This is a genomic window from Paraburkholderia hospita (assembly GCF_002902965.1).
GTDB classification, from domain to species: domain Bacteria; phylum Pseudomonadota; class Gammaproteobacteria; order Burkholderiales; family Burkholderiaceae; genus Paraburkholderia; species Paraburkholderia hospita.
This window is the reverse complement of record NZ_CP026107.1, coordinates 1,625,377-1,640,656: the sequence shown is the minus strand read 5'-3', so window position 1 is coordinate 1,640,656 and position 15,280 is coordinate 1,625,377. Positions and strand designations below refer to the sequence as shown.

The window sequence follows — 15,280 nt, the reverse complement described above, 5'->3', positions numbered from 1 at the left end:
GACTTCATCAAACAACGGCCGCATTGCGTAGGTCACGGATCATTTCAGGCATATAGCCCAGTTCCAGAAGGAGCGCTTCTGTGTGTTGGCCGAGGGCCGGGACAGCGCCCAGTTGCATTGCTTCGACATGAGCGATGCCTGGCGGAAGCAGCGCCGGAACATCACCTGTCGGCGTTCCGACCGTGGTCCAGCGTCCTCGTGCTTTCAGCTGCTCATGCGTCCAGACGTCCTCCATCGAGTTCATCCGCGCATTGGCAATCTGCGCAGCATCGAGCCGACGGATTACCTCCTCCGATGACAATTCGCTGAATGCGGCGCAGATGATGTCTCTCAACGCCTCGCGAGCGGCTACCCGTTTCGAGTTCGAGCTGAAGCGTGATTCAATCGCGAGTTCCGGGTCGAGCAGTACCTTCGAACAGAACACCGCCCATTCACGCTCGTTCTGCAGGCCGAGCATCACCGTCTTGCCGTCTCCCGCCGGGAAGGGGCCGTACGGGTAAATCGTCGCGTGAGCTGCGCCGGCGCGAGGAGGTGGTGACGCGCCGTCGTAGGCGTAGTACAGGGGATACGACATCCACTCCACCATGCTTTCGAGCATCGAAACGTCGATCTCGCGCCCCAGCCCCGTCTTCGCGCGTTGCAGCAGCGCCGAGAGAATATTGGTGTACGCGTACATGCCTGCGGCAATGTCTGCAATCGAGCAACCCGCCTTCGCAGGTGATTCGGCAGCGCCGGTAATTGACAGAAAACCCGATTCGCTCTGGATGAGCAGGTCGTACGCCTTCTTGTCGCGGTAGGGGCCGTCCGAACCATATCCGGAGATGTTGCAGACGATCAGCTTCGGATACCTGTCGTGCAGTGCCTCGAAAGACAGACCCAGTCGCGCGGCGGCACCAGGTGCCAGATTCTGCACAAGCACGTCGGCGTCTCTGAGCAGACCGTCCAGGATGGCTTCAGCCTGTGGCGCCTTGAGGTCGAGAGAGAGGCTCTCCTTCGAACGATTGCACCAGACAAAATGGGAGGCCAGCCCGTTCACTCTTTCGTCGTACGCACGCGCGAAGTCACCCACTCCCGGCCGCTCAACCTTGATCACGCGCGCGCCAAGGTCGGCCAACTGGCGCGTACAGAACGGCGCTGCGATTGCATGCTCGAGCGTGATGACCTTGACCCCGTCCAGCGGTTTCATGACAGCCTCCTTAGAATGAACGCGGCAGTCCCAGCAGATGCTCGGCCACATACGAGAGAATCAGATTCGTCGAGATCGGTGCGACCTGGTAAAGGCGGGTTTCGCGGAATTTGCGTTCGACGTCGTACTCGTTGGCAAAGCCAAATCCGCCGTGGAACTGAAGGCACGCGTTGGCGGCTTCCCATGAGGCATCTGCGGCAAGCAACTTCGCCATGTTGGCTTGCGCGCCGGCCGGCTGCTTTGCGTCGAACAGCTCGCATGCCTTGTAGCGCATGAGGCTCGCGGCTTCGACGTTGATGAATGCGCGGGCGATCGGGAACTGCACACCCTGGTTCTGTCCGATTGGCCGGCCGAACACGACACGCTCCTTGACGTACGCGGTTACCTTGTCGAGGAACCAGTACCCGTCGCCGATGCATTCGGCGGCGATCAGCGTGCGCTCGGCGTTCAGGCCATCAAGGATGTACTTGAAGCCCTTGCCTTCCTCGCCGATGAGGCTGTCTGCCGGAATCTCAAGATTGTCGAAGAACAGTTCGTTGGTCTCGTGATTGACCATGTTAGGAATGGGCTGCACTGTCATTCCATTTCCAACTGCCTCGCGCAGATCGACCAGAAAGATGGACATCCCTTCAGATTTCTTTGCGACCTTGTCGATGGGTGTGGTGCGGGCCAGCAGGATCATCAGATCGGAGTGCTGGACACGCGAAATCCAGACCTTCTGTCCGTTGATGACGTACCGGTCGCCTTTACGGACTGCGGTCGTCTTCAGCTTCGTCGTATCGGTGCCCGTCGTCGGCTCAGTGACGCCCATCGACTGAAGCCGGAGCTTACCGCTAGCGATCTGCGGCAGATAGTGGTCCTTTTGATCCTTCGAACCGTGCCGCAACAAGGTGCCCATGTTGTACATCTGGCCATGACAAGCCCCCGAATTGCCGCCGCTGCGGTTGATTTCTTCCATGATGACCGACGCCTCAGTCAGGCCGAGCCCCGATCCGCCGTATTCCTGCGGTATCAGCGCGGCCAGCCAGCCGGCGTCCGTCAGTGCCTGGACGAACGCCTCCGGATAGGCTCGCTCCTCGTCGATCTTCCGGAAATACTCGGGCGGAAAGTTCGAGCAAAGGTCGCGGACGGCTTCGCGGATGTCCTGGTATGAGTCAACGGTGTGCGTCACTTGGTGTCTACTCCTGTCGTATCAATGTTCAAAGGGCAATGACTGATGCCCGTAGCTTTGCGGTCGCTTCGACGCACAGAACGCCGGCCTCATTGACTGCCCACAATCGGACTTCGTCTGTGTCAGGCAGACGCGCAGCACAGACCTGAAAGGGTGCGTTATCGAAAAGAGGATTTACCGCCTTGAACGAGAACGACGCGACGTCCTCGTCCGGTGCGCTGCGCGTCACGAGATCGACCAGGAGAGTTGCGGTGAGCGGGCCGTGTACAACGAGTGCGGGATAACCTTCCTTGCTGGTTGCATACGCCCGGTCGTAGTGAATGCGATGACCGTTGAACGTGTCTGCCGAATAGCGGAACAGCAGAACCGGGTCAGGGACTATCGTCCGGCTCCACGTCGTTTCGACCGGGGCCGGGCTTGTCGCGGGCGTGAAAGGCTCGTCCGCGGCTTCGCGATAGACGACGTCCTGTTCCTCGGAGATGAGCGGCCCTTCGCAATCTTCGAGTTCGTGGCGGATGCGAACAAACACCAGCTTTCCGCTTCGACCGTCCTTGCTCGCGACGTCGATAATCTGAGACGTGCGCGTCACCTGGCTACCGACCACAACGGGGCGCTCGAACCGGACCCGGCTTCCCGCCCACATGCGCCTGGGTAGCGGAATGGGTGGAAGGAACCCGCCGCGCTGCGGATGCCCGTCTGCGCTGATATGCGATTGCGTCGCGATATGTGGAAAAAGAGCCCAGTGCCAAAGAGGGGGCAACGTTTCCCCCGCCTTCGGCGCACGCTCGTAGTCCAACGTCGCGGCCAACTGTTGGGCAAGGCGAGGGGAGACCAGCTCACTCTCGGTCTGCGTGCGGCCGATCCATGAGCGCAGGTGATCGTTGTTGGAGGGCATTTGCAGTCCTTTAGCGTCAGTCACAATAGATTGACGCACCGGACCGCTGACTACAATTTGTGTGTGGAGAAGGGGGCTTTAAGCAGAGCCTAACTGGTTGTTGATGTCAGGCTTGCGCCGTGCCAGCGCACTTCTGGGTCAGTTGATCAACAAGTTCGCGCGCGAACGAGGGGAGGAGATCGAGACTGCGCACGCAAATGAGCAGGTCGCGGGTTGCCCATTCGTCTTCAATCTCGACCAGACGGATCTGCATGGTCTTCGCGTAGCGTATGGCCGAGGACCTTGGCAATACGCCGATACCGACATTTGCTTCGATCATCCGGCAGAGCGCTTCAAAATTTCCAACTTCGATTCGCACGTGCAGCTTCGTATGCAGATCGCTGGCGACACGGATCAGAAATGTGTGGATTGCACTGGCCTCGGGTAACCCGACGAAGTCATAGTTCGCAACGTCGCGAAATGGCGTCGATTCACGTTCGGCCAATGGATGCGAGGTCGAGACAGCGAGTATCAGGCGATCTGATCGATAGGGAAGTGTCTGTAGCGACTCGGGACGTACATTGCCCGCAACGATACCCACGTCTGCCGTGCCTTCGCTGACGGCGCGCACGATATCGTGACTCAGACGCTCGCGGAGATCGATGTTGACGTCAGGATGGCTCGCCAGATAGTCCCTCAGATCATTGGGCAGGAACTCGGTCGTGGCCGTCGTGTTGGCAAAAATGCGGACATGTCCCTTAACGCCGCGCGCATATTCCTGCATGTCGCCGCGCAACTGTTCAAGTTGCGACAGCACGAGCCGCGCGTGATGCAAGAACGCCTGTCCGGGCGGAGTAAGCGTGACCCCCTGGCTCGTTCGATAGAGCAGCTTCGTGCCCATGCTCTCTTCGAGGTTCTTGATGCGCGTGCTCGCTGCCGGGACCGACATGTGAAACCGTTCCGCTCCTCGCGTCAGGCTGTCGGTCTCAGCGATGCAGGTAATCAGGCGAAGATCGACAAGATCGAAGTGCATGCCCATTTTGCGTGTCCTGGAAAGTCTCGTTGCTTTTTCATGGTCTACCAAGTGACGAAAAACCGCAATACCTAATTCTTTGTACGAGCAGGATAGCGGCGACTTTTTCCTTATCAGGCGCAGTTTAATTGGGAGTGGTATTCGTACATTGTTTTATGACTGTGCAAATTTCCGCAGAAAATCGTGGAGGCAGATCAAGACGACTGGTTTTTCGCCCGGGACAATCAATGAACGGAAGCGCGCCTCGTCGAGCGCTGCGACCAGAATCATTCAACCTGGAGAATGCAATGTTGATTGCGCCGTACAAGAACGAGCCGTTCGATCTCTACGACACCGATAGCGCGAAGGCCGAGATGCAGCAGGCATTGAAAAAGGTGCATGCCGAGTTCGGTCAGACTTATCCGCTCATCGTCAATGGCGAACGGATTCAGACGCTGGAAAAGCTGACGTCGACGAACCCGTCGAATCCTTCGGAAGTCGTCGGATATACGGCGAAAGCAACGAAAGAACATGCCGACGCGGCCCTCAACGCTGCGTGGCAGGCATTCGAATCGTGGAAACGGTGGACCCAGGAAGACCGTAGCCGGGTGATGCTGAAGGCCGCCGCGATCATGCGCCGCCGCAAGCGCGAGCTCGAAGCATGGCTCGTCTACGAGATCGGCAAGAACTATGTCGAAGCGAGCGCCGAAGTCGCCGAAATGATCGACTTCACCGAATACTATGCCCGACAGGCGCTGAAGCACGTGGGTGGCTTGGGTTCGCTGATCCACTACCCGGGAGAGGAAAACGAAAGTTTCTACATTCCGCTGGGTGCAGGGGTGACGATCTCGCCCTGGAATTTCCCGATGGCGCTTATGACGGGCATGACGGTGGGCGCGATCGTCGTCGGCAATACGCTCGTTTGCAAGCCAGCCGAGGACACGATCGTGTCGTTGGCAAAGATCTTCGATATCTTCGCCGAGGCGGGTCTGCCGCCGGGCGTCGTGAACTATCTTCCGGGCACGGGTCGCGATATCGGTTCCTATCTCGTCGCGCATCCCAAGACGCGCTTCATCAACTTCACCGGATCGCTCGCAACTGGCGCGCAGATCAACGAGTCGGCAGCGAAACTCGCGGATGGCCAGCGGTGGTTCAAGCGCGTGTTTCTGGAACTGGGCGGGAAGGATGCAATCCTCGTTGACGAAACCGCGAATCTCGACGACGCGGCTGCAGCCGTCATTCAGGCGGCGTTCGGCTATTCAGGCCAGAAGTGTTCAGCCTGCTCGCGCCTGATCGTGGTCGACTCCGTCTACGATGCGTTGCTGGAGAAGGTCGTCGCAAAGGCGAAGGAACTGGTCGTGGCGCAGGCGCAGGACAACCCGAGTTTCGGTCCGGTCTGCAACGAATTGCAGTACAAGAAGGTACTATCCTACATCGAAGTGGGTCGCAGCGAGGGCAAGCTGCTCACAGGCGGCAAGGCTGTCGAAGGCGCGGCTGGGTACCTTATCGAACCGACGATTTTCGGCGATGTCTTGCCGAAAGCACGCATTGCACAGGAAGAGGTGTTCGGTCCGTTTGTCGCTGCGATTCGGGTGAAGGACTTTGAGGAAGGACTGGCCGTCGTCAACGACACGGTGTATGGACTGACGGGGGCACTGTTCTCGAACGACCGCGCGCGGATCGAACGTGCACGCAGGGACTTCCACGTGGGCAATCTGTACTTCAATCGCAAGTGCACGGGTGCGCTGGTTGGCATTCAGCCATTCGGCGGTTTCAACCTCACGGGCACCGACACCAAGACGGGTGGTCCTGACTATCTGCTGCAATTCCTGCAGATGAAGGCAGTCGCCGAGCGCCTGTAATCACTAGCGAAAGTCGGAGCGTCGCTTCTATGGCGCTCCGAGCACACGTCTCTTGTCACTCACAAACGGAAAACACGACAATGGGTTTCATCGCAGACCGCATTGGCCAGATTGCGCCCGCGCAAACAATGGCAATGGCGGCGAAGGCGGCCGAACTGCGCCGCGCTGGAAAGAATGTGATTTCCCTGTCCCAGGGTGAACCGGATTTCCACACGCCCGCGAACATCCAGGAAGCTGCTATCAGGGCGATGCGGAACGGAAAGACCCGCTACACGGAAGCAGCCGGTACGCGGGAATTACGTGAAGCTATCGTAGCGAAGCTGAAGATCGACAACGGCCTTGAGTATGCGGCCGACGCAATCAGTGTGTCGGTAGGCGCCAAGCAGGCGATCTTTGCTGCTTTCTTCGCAACGCTGAACGCCGGTGACGAAGTGATCGTTCCCGCTCCGTGTTGGGTCTCCTATCCGGAGATCGTCAAGATGTCCGGAGGGACGCCTGTCGTTGTGACCTGCGGCGAAGAATCCGGTTTCAAGCTGACGGCGGCACAACTGGAGGCGTCGATCACGCCGAAGACTAAATGGCTGATGCTCAACTCGCCGTCAAACCCGACGGGCGCAGTGTATTCGGCCGAAGAACTGCAGGCGCTCGCAGAAGTCCTGCGGCGTCACGAGCATGTGTGGGTGCTGTCTGACGACATCTACGAGAAACTCGTCTACACGTCGCGGCCGTTTGTGAACATCCTGAACGTGGCGCCCGACCTCTACGACCGAACGTTGGTCATCAACGGTGTCTCGAAGGTCTATTCGATGACGGGCTGGCGGATCGGATATTCAGCCGCACCGAAGGCGCTGATCCAGGCCATGAACCTTGTGCAGGGGCAAATCATCACGAGTGCGTCTTCTGTGTCGCAGTACGCTGCGTTGGAGGCCCTGACGGGCGACCAGTCGTTCGTGGCAGCGTCGCTGGCAGCGTTTGATGAGCGACGCAATCGCGTGGTGAACGGGCTGCGCGAGATCCAGGGCTTGCGGGTGCACGAACCGGAAGGCGCGTTCTACGCATTTGTGGGTTGCCACGGCGTGCTGGGCCGTCGCACTGCGACCGGAAAGCTGCTCACCACGGATCAGGACTTCGTCCTGTATCTGCTTGAGGATGCAAATGTCGCAGTGGTGTCCGGCTCGGGTTTCCTGCTGTCGCCCTATTTCCGGCTGTCGTATGCGGCGTCGGTCGAAGAATTGAACGAGGCACTCGGCCGAATCCGGTCCGCGTGTGAATCCCTTGAGGCTGTGACAGCCTGAACCATTGCTGCATCACGGTGGCTACCGAAGGTCATTGTGCGGTTAAAGGTAAATCATGAGTGAACGTGTCGTAATTGTCGGTGGCGGCGCCATTGGCTGTTCCATCGCCTACTTCTTGAGCCAGCAATCCGTCGATCGGGAAATCTGGGTTATCGAGCGCGATCCGACGTACCAGAAAGCTTCGTCAGCGCTTTCGGCGAGTTCCATTCGACAACAGTTCTCTACGCCGGTTTGCATCGAGTTGTCGCAGTTCGGCTACGAGTTCTTCGCAACGTGCGAGCGCGAAAAGACACGGTATGGCGCGGGCGTCGATCTCGTGGACTGCGGATACCTGTTCCTGGGTAATGAACAACAGGAAGAAGCGCTGCGGCGGCGCAGTGTGCTCGCCAGGTCGCTCGGCGTGAACCTGCGCGAATACACGCCCGATGCCCTAAAGGAACGTTACCCCTGGATCAACGCCGACGACCTGGCCTACGCCGTCGAAGGACTGGGCGGAGAAGGGTGGTTCGACGGTTATAGCGTCATGCAATGGTTCCGCAATCGTGCACGCGAAGCGCGGGTTCACTTCGTGACTGGAGAAGCTGTTCGGTATCGAACAGCGCGCGAGCGGATCACGCACGTCGAACTGTCCGACGGCAGGGAGATCGCAGGGGATGTGTTTGTCAATGCGGCCGGTGCGTGGTGTGCGCCGTTGGCTCGCTCGCTAGGCGTTGAGCTGCCTGTGCGTGCGCGAAGGCGCTCTGCTTTTGTCGTGTCTTGCCCGACGCCGATAGCGGATCTCCCGATCCTGATCGATACGTCAGGCGTTTATCTGCGTCGCGAGCAGAATCACTTTCTTTGTATCGTATCGCCAACTGCTGAACAGGACCTTGACGACTTGCCGCTCGATGCGAATTTTGCCGAATTCGAAGAGATCATCTGGCCGGCTCTGGCGGAACGAATCTCTGCGTTCGAGGCATTACGTATCGAACACACCTGGGCAGGCTATTACGAGTACAACTACCTGGACCATAACGGCCTCGTCGGGCAGATGGGGCCGGAGAACTCATACGTGGCAGCAGGATTCAGCGGTCACGGCATGATGCATAGTCCCGGCGTAGGACGAGGCATGGCGGAATTGCTTGGTTTTGGCGAGTTCCGCACCATTGACCTGTCGTCGTTGTCGCCGGCTCGACTGTCCTCCGGCAATCTGATCGTCGAAGAGGGCGTCTACTGACGGAAGCCCGCACATCAGTGCGGGTTCAGGCCGCGCCCTCGAACGTTCCGGTACTGCCGGGGTGTGAGGTGCGTGGCCGTTTTGAATTGCCGGGTGAATGCACTATGGTCGGCATATCCGCACTCGCCCGCAATATCCGTAATGCTGCGGTCCGTTGTCTCAAGAAGCTTGCATGCGTGATCGACGCGAAGCTTCATGAGCATCTGCTTTGGCGTGAGATGAAAGACTTCGCGCGAAAGCCTCTCCAACGTGTCGACCGATATCGACGCACGCTCGGCGACTTCACTGACGAGAATGTTCTGTCCGAGGTTTCCCTCAAGATACTCGAGATAGGCCTGCAAGCGCCTGTAGCCGTGATGACGCTCGTCCGGCCTCGGCAGATCGCGGGAAATGCCAATCAAGCCTATAGCGTGTCCGCGGTCGTCGAGAACGGGGAATTTGGAGCTGAGACACCAGTACCGATGTCCTGACGCTGTCGAGTAAAGACGCAGCCGTTCAAGAATGGGTGCACGGCTTTCGATGACGCCGAGATCCTGTGCATTCGTGCTCGCACCCGTTACCGGAAACAGTTGGTCGGCAGTCTTCCCGACTACTTCGTCGCGCTGAAGGCCGCTGCGCTCGATCAGCGTTTGATTGAACGAGAGATAGCGCGCCTCCGCGTCCTTGATGTAGTAAAGGACATCCGGCAAGCAATCGAACACGCGTGCCAGCAAATCGGGCTGCCTGTCCAGTTGTTTCAGTACCTCAACCAACATATCGGAGAAGACCTTCGGGGGCGGCATGGAGTCAGCGTCTAGGTCACGTTGACTCCGATTGTACAGGCTCGAAAAAATTGAACCGGAACGGAAAAAGGCGGGCAGCGTACGCTGGCCCGCCCCGCGATAGGCGCTACCGCCAGAACTTACTGACTCGCGTGTGCGGCGCTTCCGAGCAACGCTTCACGGAAGCGGCTGCGCAGCCATGGGCCGTCGCGCGGGGGAAGGCTGGTCGGTTCTGGATCGGTGCCAACCTTGACCGTTGCCAGGACCGGGCCCGTGGCTTTCAGAATGACGTCGACGAACTCCTCGAGTTCTCGCTCGCGTTCGATCGTTGCCGCGTTTTCGAAGCCTGCCGCGCGCGCGATGGCGGTGATGTCAACGCCACGCCCGGCGTGCGCCAGTTGCATTCCCGTTTCGGCGTAGTGTTCGTTATCGATGACGACGATGGACAGGTTCGACGGTTTGTCGACACCGACCGTCGCGAGCGACCCGAGGCCCATCATCATTTCACCGTCGCCGACGAATACGACGACGCGCTTTTTCGGTTGTGCCAGCGCGACGCCGAGGCCGAACGTCACGGCACCGCCCATTGCACCCCATAGATAGAAGTTCTGAGGGGTGTCGCCGGCGGCGGCGACATCGAACGTCGGATTGCCGAGGCTCGTTACAACAAGGACGTCCTGCTGTCGATCGCGGAGTATCCGCTTCACCGCCAGCCGACGGTTCAAGGGCTTCGTCTGCTGTGTCATGTCTGTACTCACTTTTTGAAGTTCTTGGTGCCGATCACACGCTGTCCGATGAGGACGGCAACCATACGGGAGGTGTTGTAGCCGAAGTTCAGCGCGGCCTGGACGGTTTCCGCGACGTCGTCTGCATCGTCGGCGCGGTAGACGTAGACACCTGCCGACTCGAGTGCGTCCTGCGTCGACTTGCCCATCGCAACTTGCCACGGATTGAATTCGCCCCACTCGCCGCGCATGGTGACGAGCATGACGATGGGCATGCGACATTCATGCTGCAGGGAAAGCATGTTGATGCAGTTGCCTACACCGCTCGATTGCAAAAGCAGCACGCCACGTTGCCCGCCGACCCAGGCACCGCCCATCATGGCAACGCCTTCTTCTTCGGTAGTAAGCGAAACGGCGTGGATCTCCGCATCTTCTTCGCAAAGGTTGATCAGGCGTTTGTGTCCCGCGTCAGGCACATACGCGACTTGCCGCACATCAGCGGCTTTGAAATGCTCGAAGATTGCTTCAGGCCAGGTAACGGACATGGTGTCGAAATCACGTTGATGAGTTGAAAAGGGACGCGACGTCACTTGTTGTATGGACGCGCCGACATGCATAACAGCGTGCCCTGGCGACACCATTCACTCAATTTGTGATTCCGGAAGGCGTGGTTAGCTTCAGGTTAACGATTCTGTCTCTGGTGATTGGGCTTAAAAGCGTTCGAGTCGTTGAAACGCGCCGTTTGTGAATGGCGAATTCCGTCTACCGGCGGTAGTGAGCAAACTTGTCACCAACCTGATTGGAGGATGCTCATGAAAATTGTGGTGCCAGTCAAACGTGTCATCGATTACAACGTGAAGGTCCGCGTGAAGTCGGACAACACGGGCGTCGACATTGCGAATGTGAAGATGTCGATGAATCCATTCGACGAAATCGCCGTCGAGGAAGCCGTGCGTCTGCGGGAAGCGGGCGTGGCGACGGAAGTGATCGCTGTGTCGGCGGGCGTGACGCAATGTCAGGAAACGCTGCGCACGGCGCTGGCGATCGGCGCGGACCGCGCGATCCTGATCGAATCGGGTGAAGACCTGCAGCCGCTGGCTGTGGCGAAGCTGCTCAAGGCGCTGGTCGACAAGGAACAGCCTCAACTGGTGATTCTCGGCAAGCAGGCCATCGACGACGATTCCAACCAGACGGGCCAGATGCTCGCTGCGCTGGCGAATCTCCCGCAGGCGACGTTTGCATCGAAGGTTGTTGTCGCGGATGGCAAGGTGACGGTGTCGCGTGAAGTGGATGGCGGCGCGGAAACGTTGTCGCTGACGTTGCCCGCAGTCATCACGACCGATCTGCGCCTGAACGAGCCGCGCTACGTGACGCTGCCGAACATCATGAAGGCGAAGAAGAAGCCGCTCGAAACCGTGAAGCCCGAAGACCTGGGCGTCGATGTCAGGCCGCGTCTGAAGACGCTGAAAGTCAGCGAGCCGCTTAAGCGCCAGGCTGGCGTGAAGGTGCCCGACGTGTCCGCGTTGGTCGAGAAGCTCAAGACCGAAGCCAAAGTTCTCTGAAGCACGGGAAAGAACATGACGATTCTGGTAATTGCTGAACACGACAACGCAGCGCTGAAGGCAGCGACGCTGAATACGGTTGCTGCCGCGCAGAAGATTGGCGGCGACATTCATGTGCTGGTTGCAGGTCACAACACACAAGGCGCGGCGGATGCCGCTGCGAAGGTGGCGGGCGTGGCGAAGGTGCTGCTCGCTGACGCGCCGCAACTGGCAGCAGGCCTCGCGGAAAACGTCGAAGCGACGGTGCTGAGCATCGCAAAGGATTACTCGCACATTCTCGCCCCGGCGACGGCCTACGGCAAGAACATCGCGCCGCGTATTGCGGCGAAACTCGATGTCGCGCAGATCAGCGACATCACGGCTGTCGACTCGGCCGATACGTTCGAGCGCCCGATCTACGCTGGCAACGCCATCGCCATCGTGCAATCTCAAGATCCCATCAAGGTCATCACGGTGCGCGCAACGGGCTTCGACCCGGTGGCAGCAGAAGGCGGCAGCGCCTCGGTCGAGAAGATCGAAGCGGCAGCCGATACGGGCATCTCGCAGTTCGTGAGCCGTGAAGTGACGAAGCTGGATCGTCCGGAGCTGACGTCGGCGCACGTCATCGTGTCAGGTGGCCGCGGTCTGGGCAGTGGCGAGAACTACACGAAAGTGCTGGAGCCACTGGCCGACAAGCTCGGCGCAGCAATGGGCGCATCGCGCGCAGCCGTCGATGCTGGCTACGTTCCGAATGACTATCAGGTCGGTCAAACCGGCAAGATCGTCGCGCCGCAGCTTTACATCGCGGTGGGCATCTCGGGCGCGATCCAGCATCTGGCGGGCATGAAGGACTCGAAGGTGATCGTCGCGATCAACAAGGACGAAGAAGCGCCGATTTTCAGCGTCGCGGATTATGGCCTGGTTGGGGATCTGTTCGCGGTCGTGCCAGAACTGGTAGCCGGCATCTGAGCTCCTTGAGATTTGAGCCCTTTCACTGAAGGAGGAGCCTTTGGATATCTCAACTCAGATCCGGCAAAACGCCGCGAATGCCGTCAATGCAGAGGACGCAGACATTTGGCGATGGTTTTCAGGCCTGGTCGAGGAGCGTCGTATCCGTTGGTGTCTTGCTGACGGCAGCTGGTTGGTGAGTGTCGATCACAGGCACGTTGCGACGGATGAAAATTTTGATCACGCGATACGAGCCGCCCGGCTGAGCAGTCGACGATGGGACGAAAAGGCAAATCGCGCGTTACCACGACGAAGCGTGGCATAGAGCGGTTAAAAGTTTGAGAGCGCGCATGCATCTCCGATGTTCGCGTGTGAGAGCGCGAGCCTTTTGCCCGGTATTCCCGGGCTTTTTTTCGCAAACGTACCGTTGTGGACGCAAGACGTTCCTAACTCCGCAGCGGTTACGGATTACGGGTAAGTGTCAGTCAATCGTGGCGCATGGAGGTGGGCGATGAGTTTCCGTGAAGGATCCTTGCGATCAGTGGTGGAGAAATGGTTTGGTGCCGGGTCAAATGCACGCGCACGAGTCACGCGATCCAGGCACATCCGATGCAAACAGTGGAGGTGCGTCCGTGTCGAGGCCACACGTTCTGCCGGCACGCTTGAACTTATCTTTTTTCGACACGCAGACGGCTCGTGGTGCGTGTTTCCGCCAGATACCAGACGATTGACGATGGACGTCTCCAAATTGGCTCAGGTTTGGCGTGTGCCATGCGAGACCGATTGATCCCGACAGTGCGCCGATAAGAGCTCCGGAGATCGGCGGCACCCTGCGTTGCCTGACCCCTTTATGCTCATCAATTTTGACGATGCAGCCCAAAATGAACTGCAGAAAGAACGAAAGACAATCAGCACAGCCGTGACTTGAACCGACAAATTGGCCACGCCTGCTCGAGTGAGGAGGACCAAAATGTCGAGCCTACTCGAACGTTGGGCTTTCAACTCCGTTCGGCGATGATCTATAACTGAAAGCCGGGCGCGGCGAGCACGACAGCGGCGTCGGCACAAGCCTTCAACCGCGACAGCAGTCATCCGGAGATGTGGCATGACTTCAGGGCAAGGACGGCGGCGCTTTCTCGGCGCCGCGATGTGCGGGGCCGTCGCTGCGTGCGGCGGCTCCAGCGATTCGGCCAGCGGCAGCAATAGCGCTAACGCGGAAGCACCCGTACCCGGCGCGCAGATCGATGCCGCCATCGCGCAACTCGACACGCTCGCCAACAACCTGATGACGTCCACAGGCGTGCCCGGCATGTCGGTCGCCGTCGTGCGCAATCTTCAGACGGTCTACGCGAAGGGCTTCGGCACGCGGCTCCTCGGTTCGGGACTCGCCGTCGATCCCGACACGGTGTTTCAGATCGCGTCGCTGTCGAAGCCGGTCGGCTCGATGGTGGTCGCGCATCAGATCGGAATCGGCACGGTGTCATGGGACACGCCCGTGCGCGCGCATCTGCCGTGGTTCACGCTGTCGGACGCGGATGTGAGCGCGCAAGTCTCCATCGGCGACTTGTACTCGCACCGCTCGGGCTTGCCGGATCACGCGGGCGATCTGCTGGAGGACATGGGCTACGACCAGACGACGATCTTGCAGCGCCTGCGCTCTCTGCCGCTTGCGCCGTTTCGCCGCTCGTACGCCTACACGAACTTCGGTCTGACAGCGGGCGCGATTTCAGTGGCATCGGCGGCGGGCGTCGATTGGGCGACCCTGTCGGAGCAAACGCTCTATCAGCCGCTCGGCATGGCGAGCACGAGCTCGCGCTACGCCGATTTCATTGCGCGCGCGAACCGGGCCACCGGCCACGTGAAGCGCAACGGCCAATGGGTGATCGGCCTCGGTTCGATGCCCGACGCGCAATCGCCTGCTGGCGGCGTCAGCTCTTCTGCAAACGACATGGCGAAGTGGCTCGCCATGATGCTCGGCAACGGTGTCTTCAACGGCAATCGCCTCGTCGATGCGACGGCGCTCAATGCAGCGATCAGCCCGCAATCGCAGACGGCCCCGGCGGGCAACGGGCAGAGCGCGAGCTACTACGGCTTCGGCTTCAACGTCGGCACGACAGCGGCGGGTCGTGCGAGCTATAGCCATTCGGGCGCATTCGGCGCGGGAGCAGCGACGAACTTCGTCGTGGTGCCTTCGACGGGCTGCGCAATCGTGGCGCTCACCAATGGCTGGCCGATCGGCGTTCCCGAAACGCTCACCGCGCAGTTCTTCGATCTCGTGCAGTTCGGCTCGATCCAGCGCGACTGGTTCAAGCTCTATAACGACGCGTTAGCCGGTCTCGCCAGGCCAGCGGGCTCGCTCGTCGGCGTAGCGCCGCCCGCGTCGCCATTCCCGGCGCGCGCGCTTTCCACATACACGGGCACCTACAACAACGACTACTACGGGCCAGCGCTGATCAGCGACGCGGGCGGATCGCTGCTTTTGACGATCGGCGCAACGCCATTGCGCTTGCCGCTGTCGCACTGGGACGGCGATACCTTCACGTTCACGCTCGTCAACGAAAACGCTGCACCTGGGACGATTTCGAAGGTGTCGTTCCTGAGCAATCAGGTGACGCTCGAGTACTACAACGCGGAAGGGCTGGGCACGTTTGCGCGTTGATCGTCCCTTTTTCCCGATCGATACTGCCGA

13 protein-coding genes are annotated in these 15,280 nt (G+C 59.6%); 6 read left to right on the top strand and 7 right to left on the bottom strand.

The window, feature by feature from the left end:
• Window positions 1–7 precede the first annotated feature (7 nt).
• The 4 genes from C2L64_RS40700 to C2L64_RS40685 form a co-directional block, all read right to left on the bottom strand.
• A complete protein-coding gene (locus C2L64_RS40700) occupies window positions 8–1,186 on the bottom strand; it encodes a CaiB/BaiF CoA transferase family protein (protein ID WP_007579242.1) in 1,179 nt (392 codons plus the stop codon).
• Between the two features lie 10 nt (window positions 1,187–1,196).
• Window positions 1,197–2,357 carry an acyl-CoA dehydrogenase family protein gene (locus C2L64_RS40695; RefSeq protein ID WP_007579244.1) on the bottom strand — a complete coding sequence of 387 codons (1,161 nt, stop codon included), beginning with the start codon at window positions 2,355–2,357 and terminating at the stop codon, window positions 1,197–1,199.
• 28 nt (window positions 2,358–2,385) lie between these two features.
• A complete protein-coding gene (locus tag C2L64_RS40690) occupies window positions 2,386–3,252 on the bottom strand; it encodes an FAS1-like dehydratase domain-containing protein (protein WP_039900082.1) in 867 nt (288 codons plus the stop codon).
• Between the two features lie 106 nt (window positions 3,253–3,358).
• Window positions 3,359–4,270 (bottom strand): LysR substrate-binding domain-containing protein, encoded by a 912-nt coding sequence (locus tag C2L64_RS40685; RefSeq protein ID WP_039900083.1) that lies wholly within the window; start codon window positions 4,268–4,270, stop codon window positions 3,359–3,361.
• A 281-nt stretch (window positions 4,271–4,551) separates the two neighbouring features.
• Between C2L64_RS40685 and pruA the strand changes: the two genes are divergently transcribed.
• From pruA to C2L64_RS40670, 3 genes are all read left to right on the top strand, one after another.
• A complete protein-coding gene (gene pruA, locus C2L64_RS40680; protein WP_007579249.1) occupies window positions 4,552–6,105 on the top strand; it encodes an L-glutamate gamma-semialdehyde dehydrogenase in 1,554 nt (517 codons plus the stop codon).
• Between the two features lie 80 nt (window positions 6,106–6,185).
• The gene (locus C2L64_RS40675; RefSeq protein ID WP_007579250.1) at window positions 6,186–7,400 is read left to right on the top strand and encodes a pyridoxal phosphate-dependent aminotransferase; all 1,215 of its coding nucleotides are present in this window, start codon (window positions 6,186–6,188) and stop codon (window positions 7,398–7,400) included.
• A gap of 55 nt (window positions 7,401–7,455) precedes the next feature.
• Window positions 7,456–8,616 (top strand): NAD(P)/FAD-dependent oxidoreductase, encoded by a 1,161-nt coding sequence (locus C2L64_RS40670; protein ID WP_086910311.1) that lies wholly within the window; start codon window positions 7,456–7,458, stop codon window positions 8,614–8,616.
• Window positions 8,617–8,630: 14 nt separating this feature from the next.
• Here C2L64_RS40670 and C2L64_RS40665 read toward each other — a convergent pair whose 3' ends face one another.
• The 3 genes from C2L64_RS40665 to C2L64_RS40655 form a co-directional block, all read right to left on the bottom strand.
• Complete coding sequence (locus C2L64_RS40665) at window positions 8,631–9,398, bottom strand: helix-turn-helix domain-containing protein (RefSeq protein ID WP_007579252.1); 768 nt, start codon at window positions 9,396–9,398, stop codon at window positions 8,631–8,633.
• A 119-nt stretch (window positions 9,399–9,517) separates the two neighbouring features.
• Window positions 9,518–10,123, bottom strand: coding sequence for a thiamine pyrophosphate-dependent enzyme (locus C2L64_RS40660; protein ID WP_007579253.1), 606 nt, complete (start codon window positions 10,121–10,123; stop codon window positions 9,518–9,520).
• Between the two features lie 8 nt (window positions 10,124–10,131).
• Window positions 10,132–10,719, bottom strand: coding sequence for a thiamine pyrophosphate-binding protein (locus tag C2L64_RS40655; protein WP_007579254.1), 588 nt, complete (start codon window positions 10,717–10,719; stop codon window positions 10,132–10,134).
• 195 nt (window positions 10,720–10,914) lie between these two features.
• Between C2L64_RS40655 and C2L64_RS40650 the strand changes: the two genes are divergently transcribed.
• The 3 genes from C2L64_RS40650 (at window position 10,915) to C2L64_RS40630 (ending at window position 15,250) form a co-directional block, all read left to right on the top strand.
• Entirely contained in the window at window positions 10,915–11,664 is a 750-nt protein-coding gene (locus C2L64_RS40650) for an electron transfer flavoprotein subunit beta/FixA family protein (protein ID WP_007579255.1), read from the top strand.
• Window positions 11,665–11,679: 15 nt separating this feature from the next.
• A complete protein-coding gene (locus C2L64_RS40645; RefSeq protein ID WP_007579256.1) occupies window positions 11,680–12,612 on the top strand; it encodes an electron transfer flavoprotein subunit alpha/FixB family protein in 933 nt (310 codons plus the stop codon).
• A 1,084-nt stretch (window positions 12,613–13,696) separates the two neighbouring features.
• The gene (locus tag C2L64_RS40630; protein WP_007579257.1) at window positions 13,697–15,250 is read left to right on the top strand and encodes a serine hydrolase; all 1,554 of its coding nucleotides are present in this window, start codon (window positions 13,697–13,699) and stop codon (window positions 15,248–15,250) included.
• Window positions 15,251–15,280: the final 30 nt, after the last annotated feature.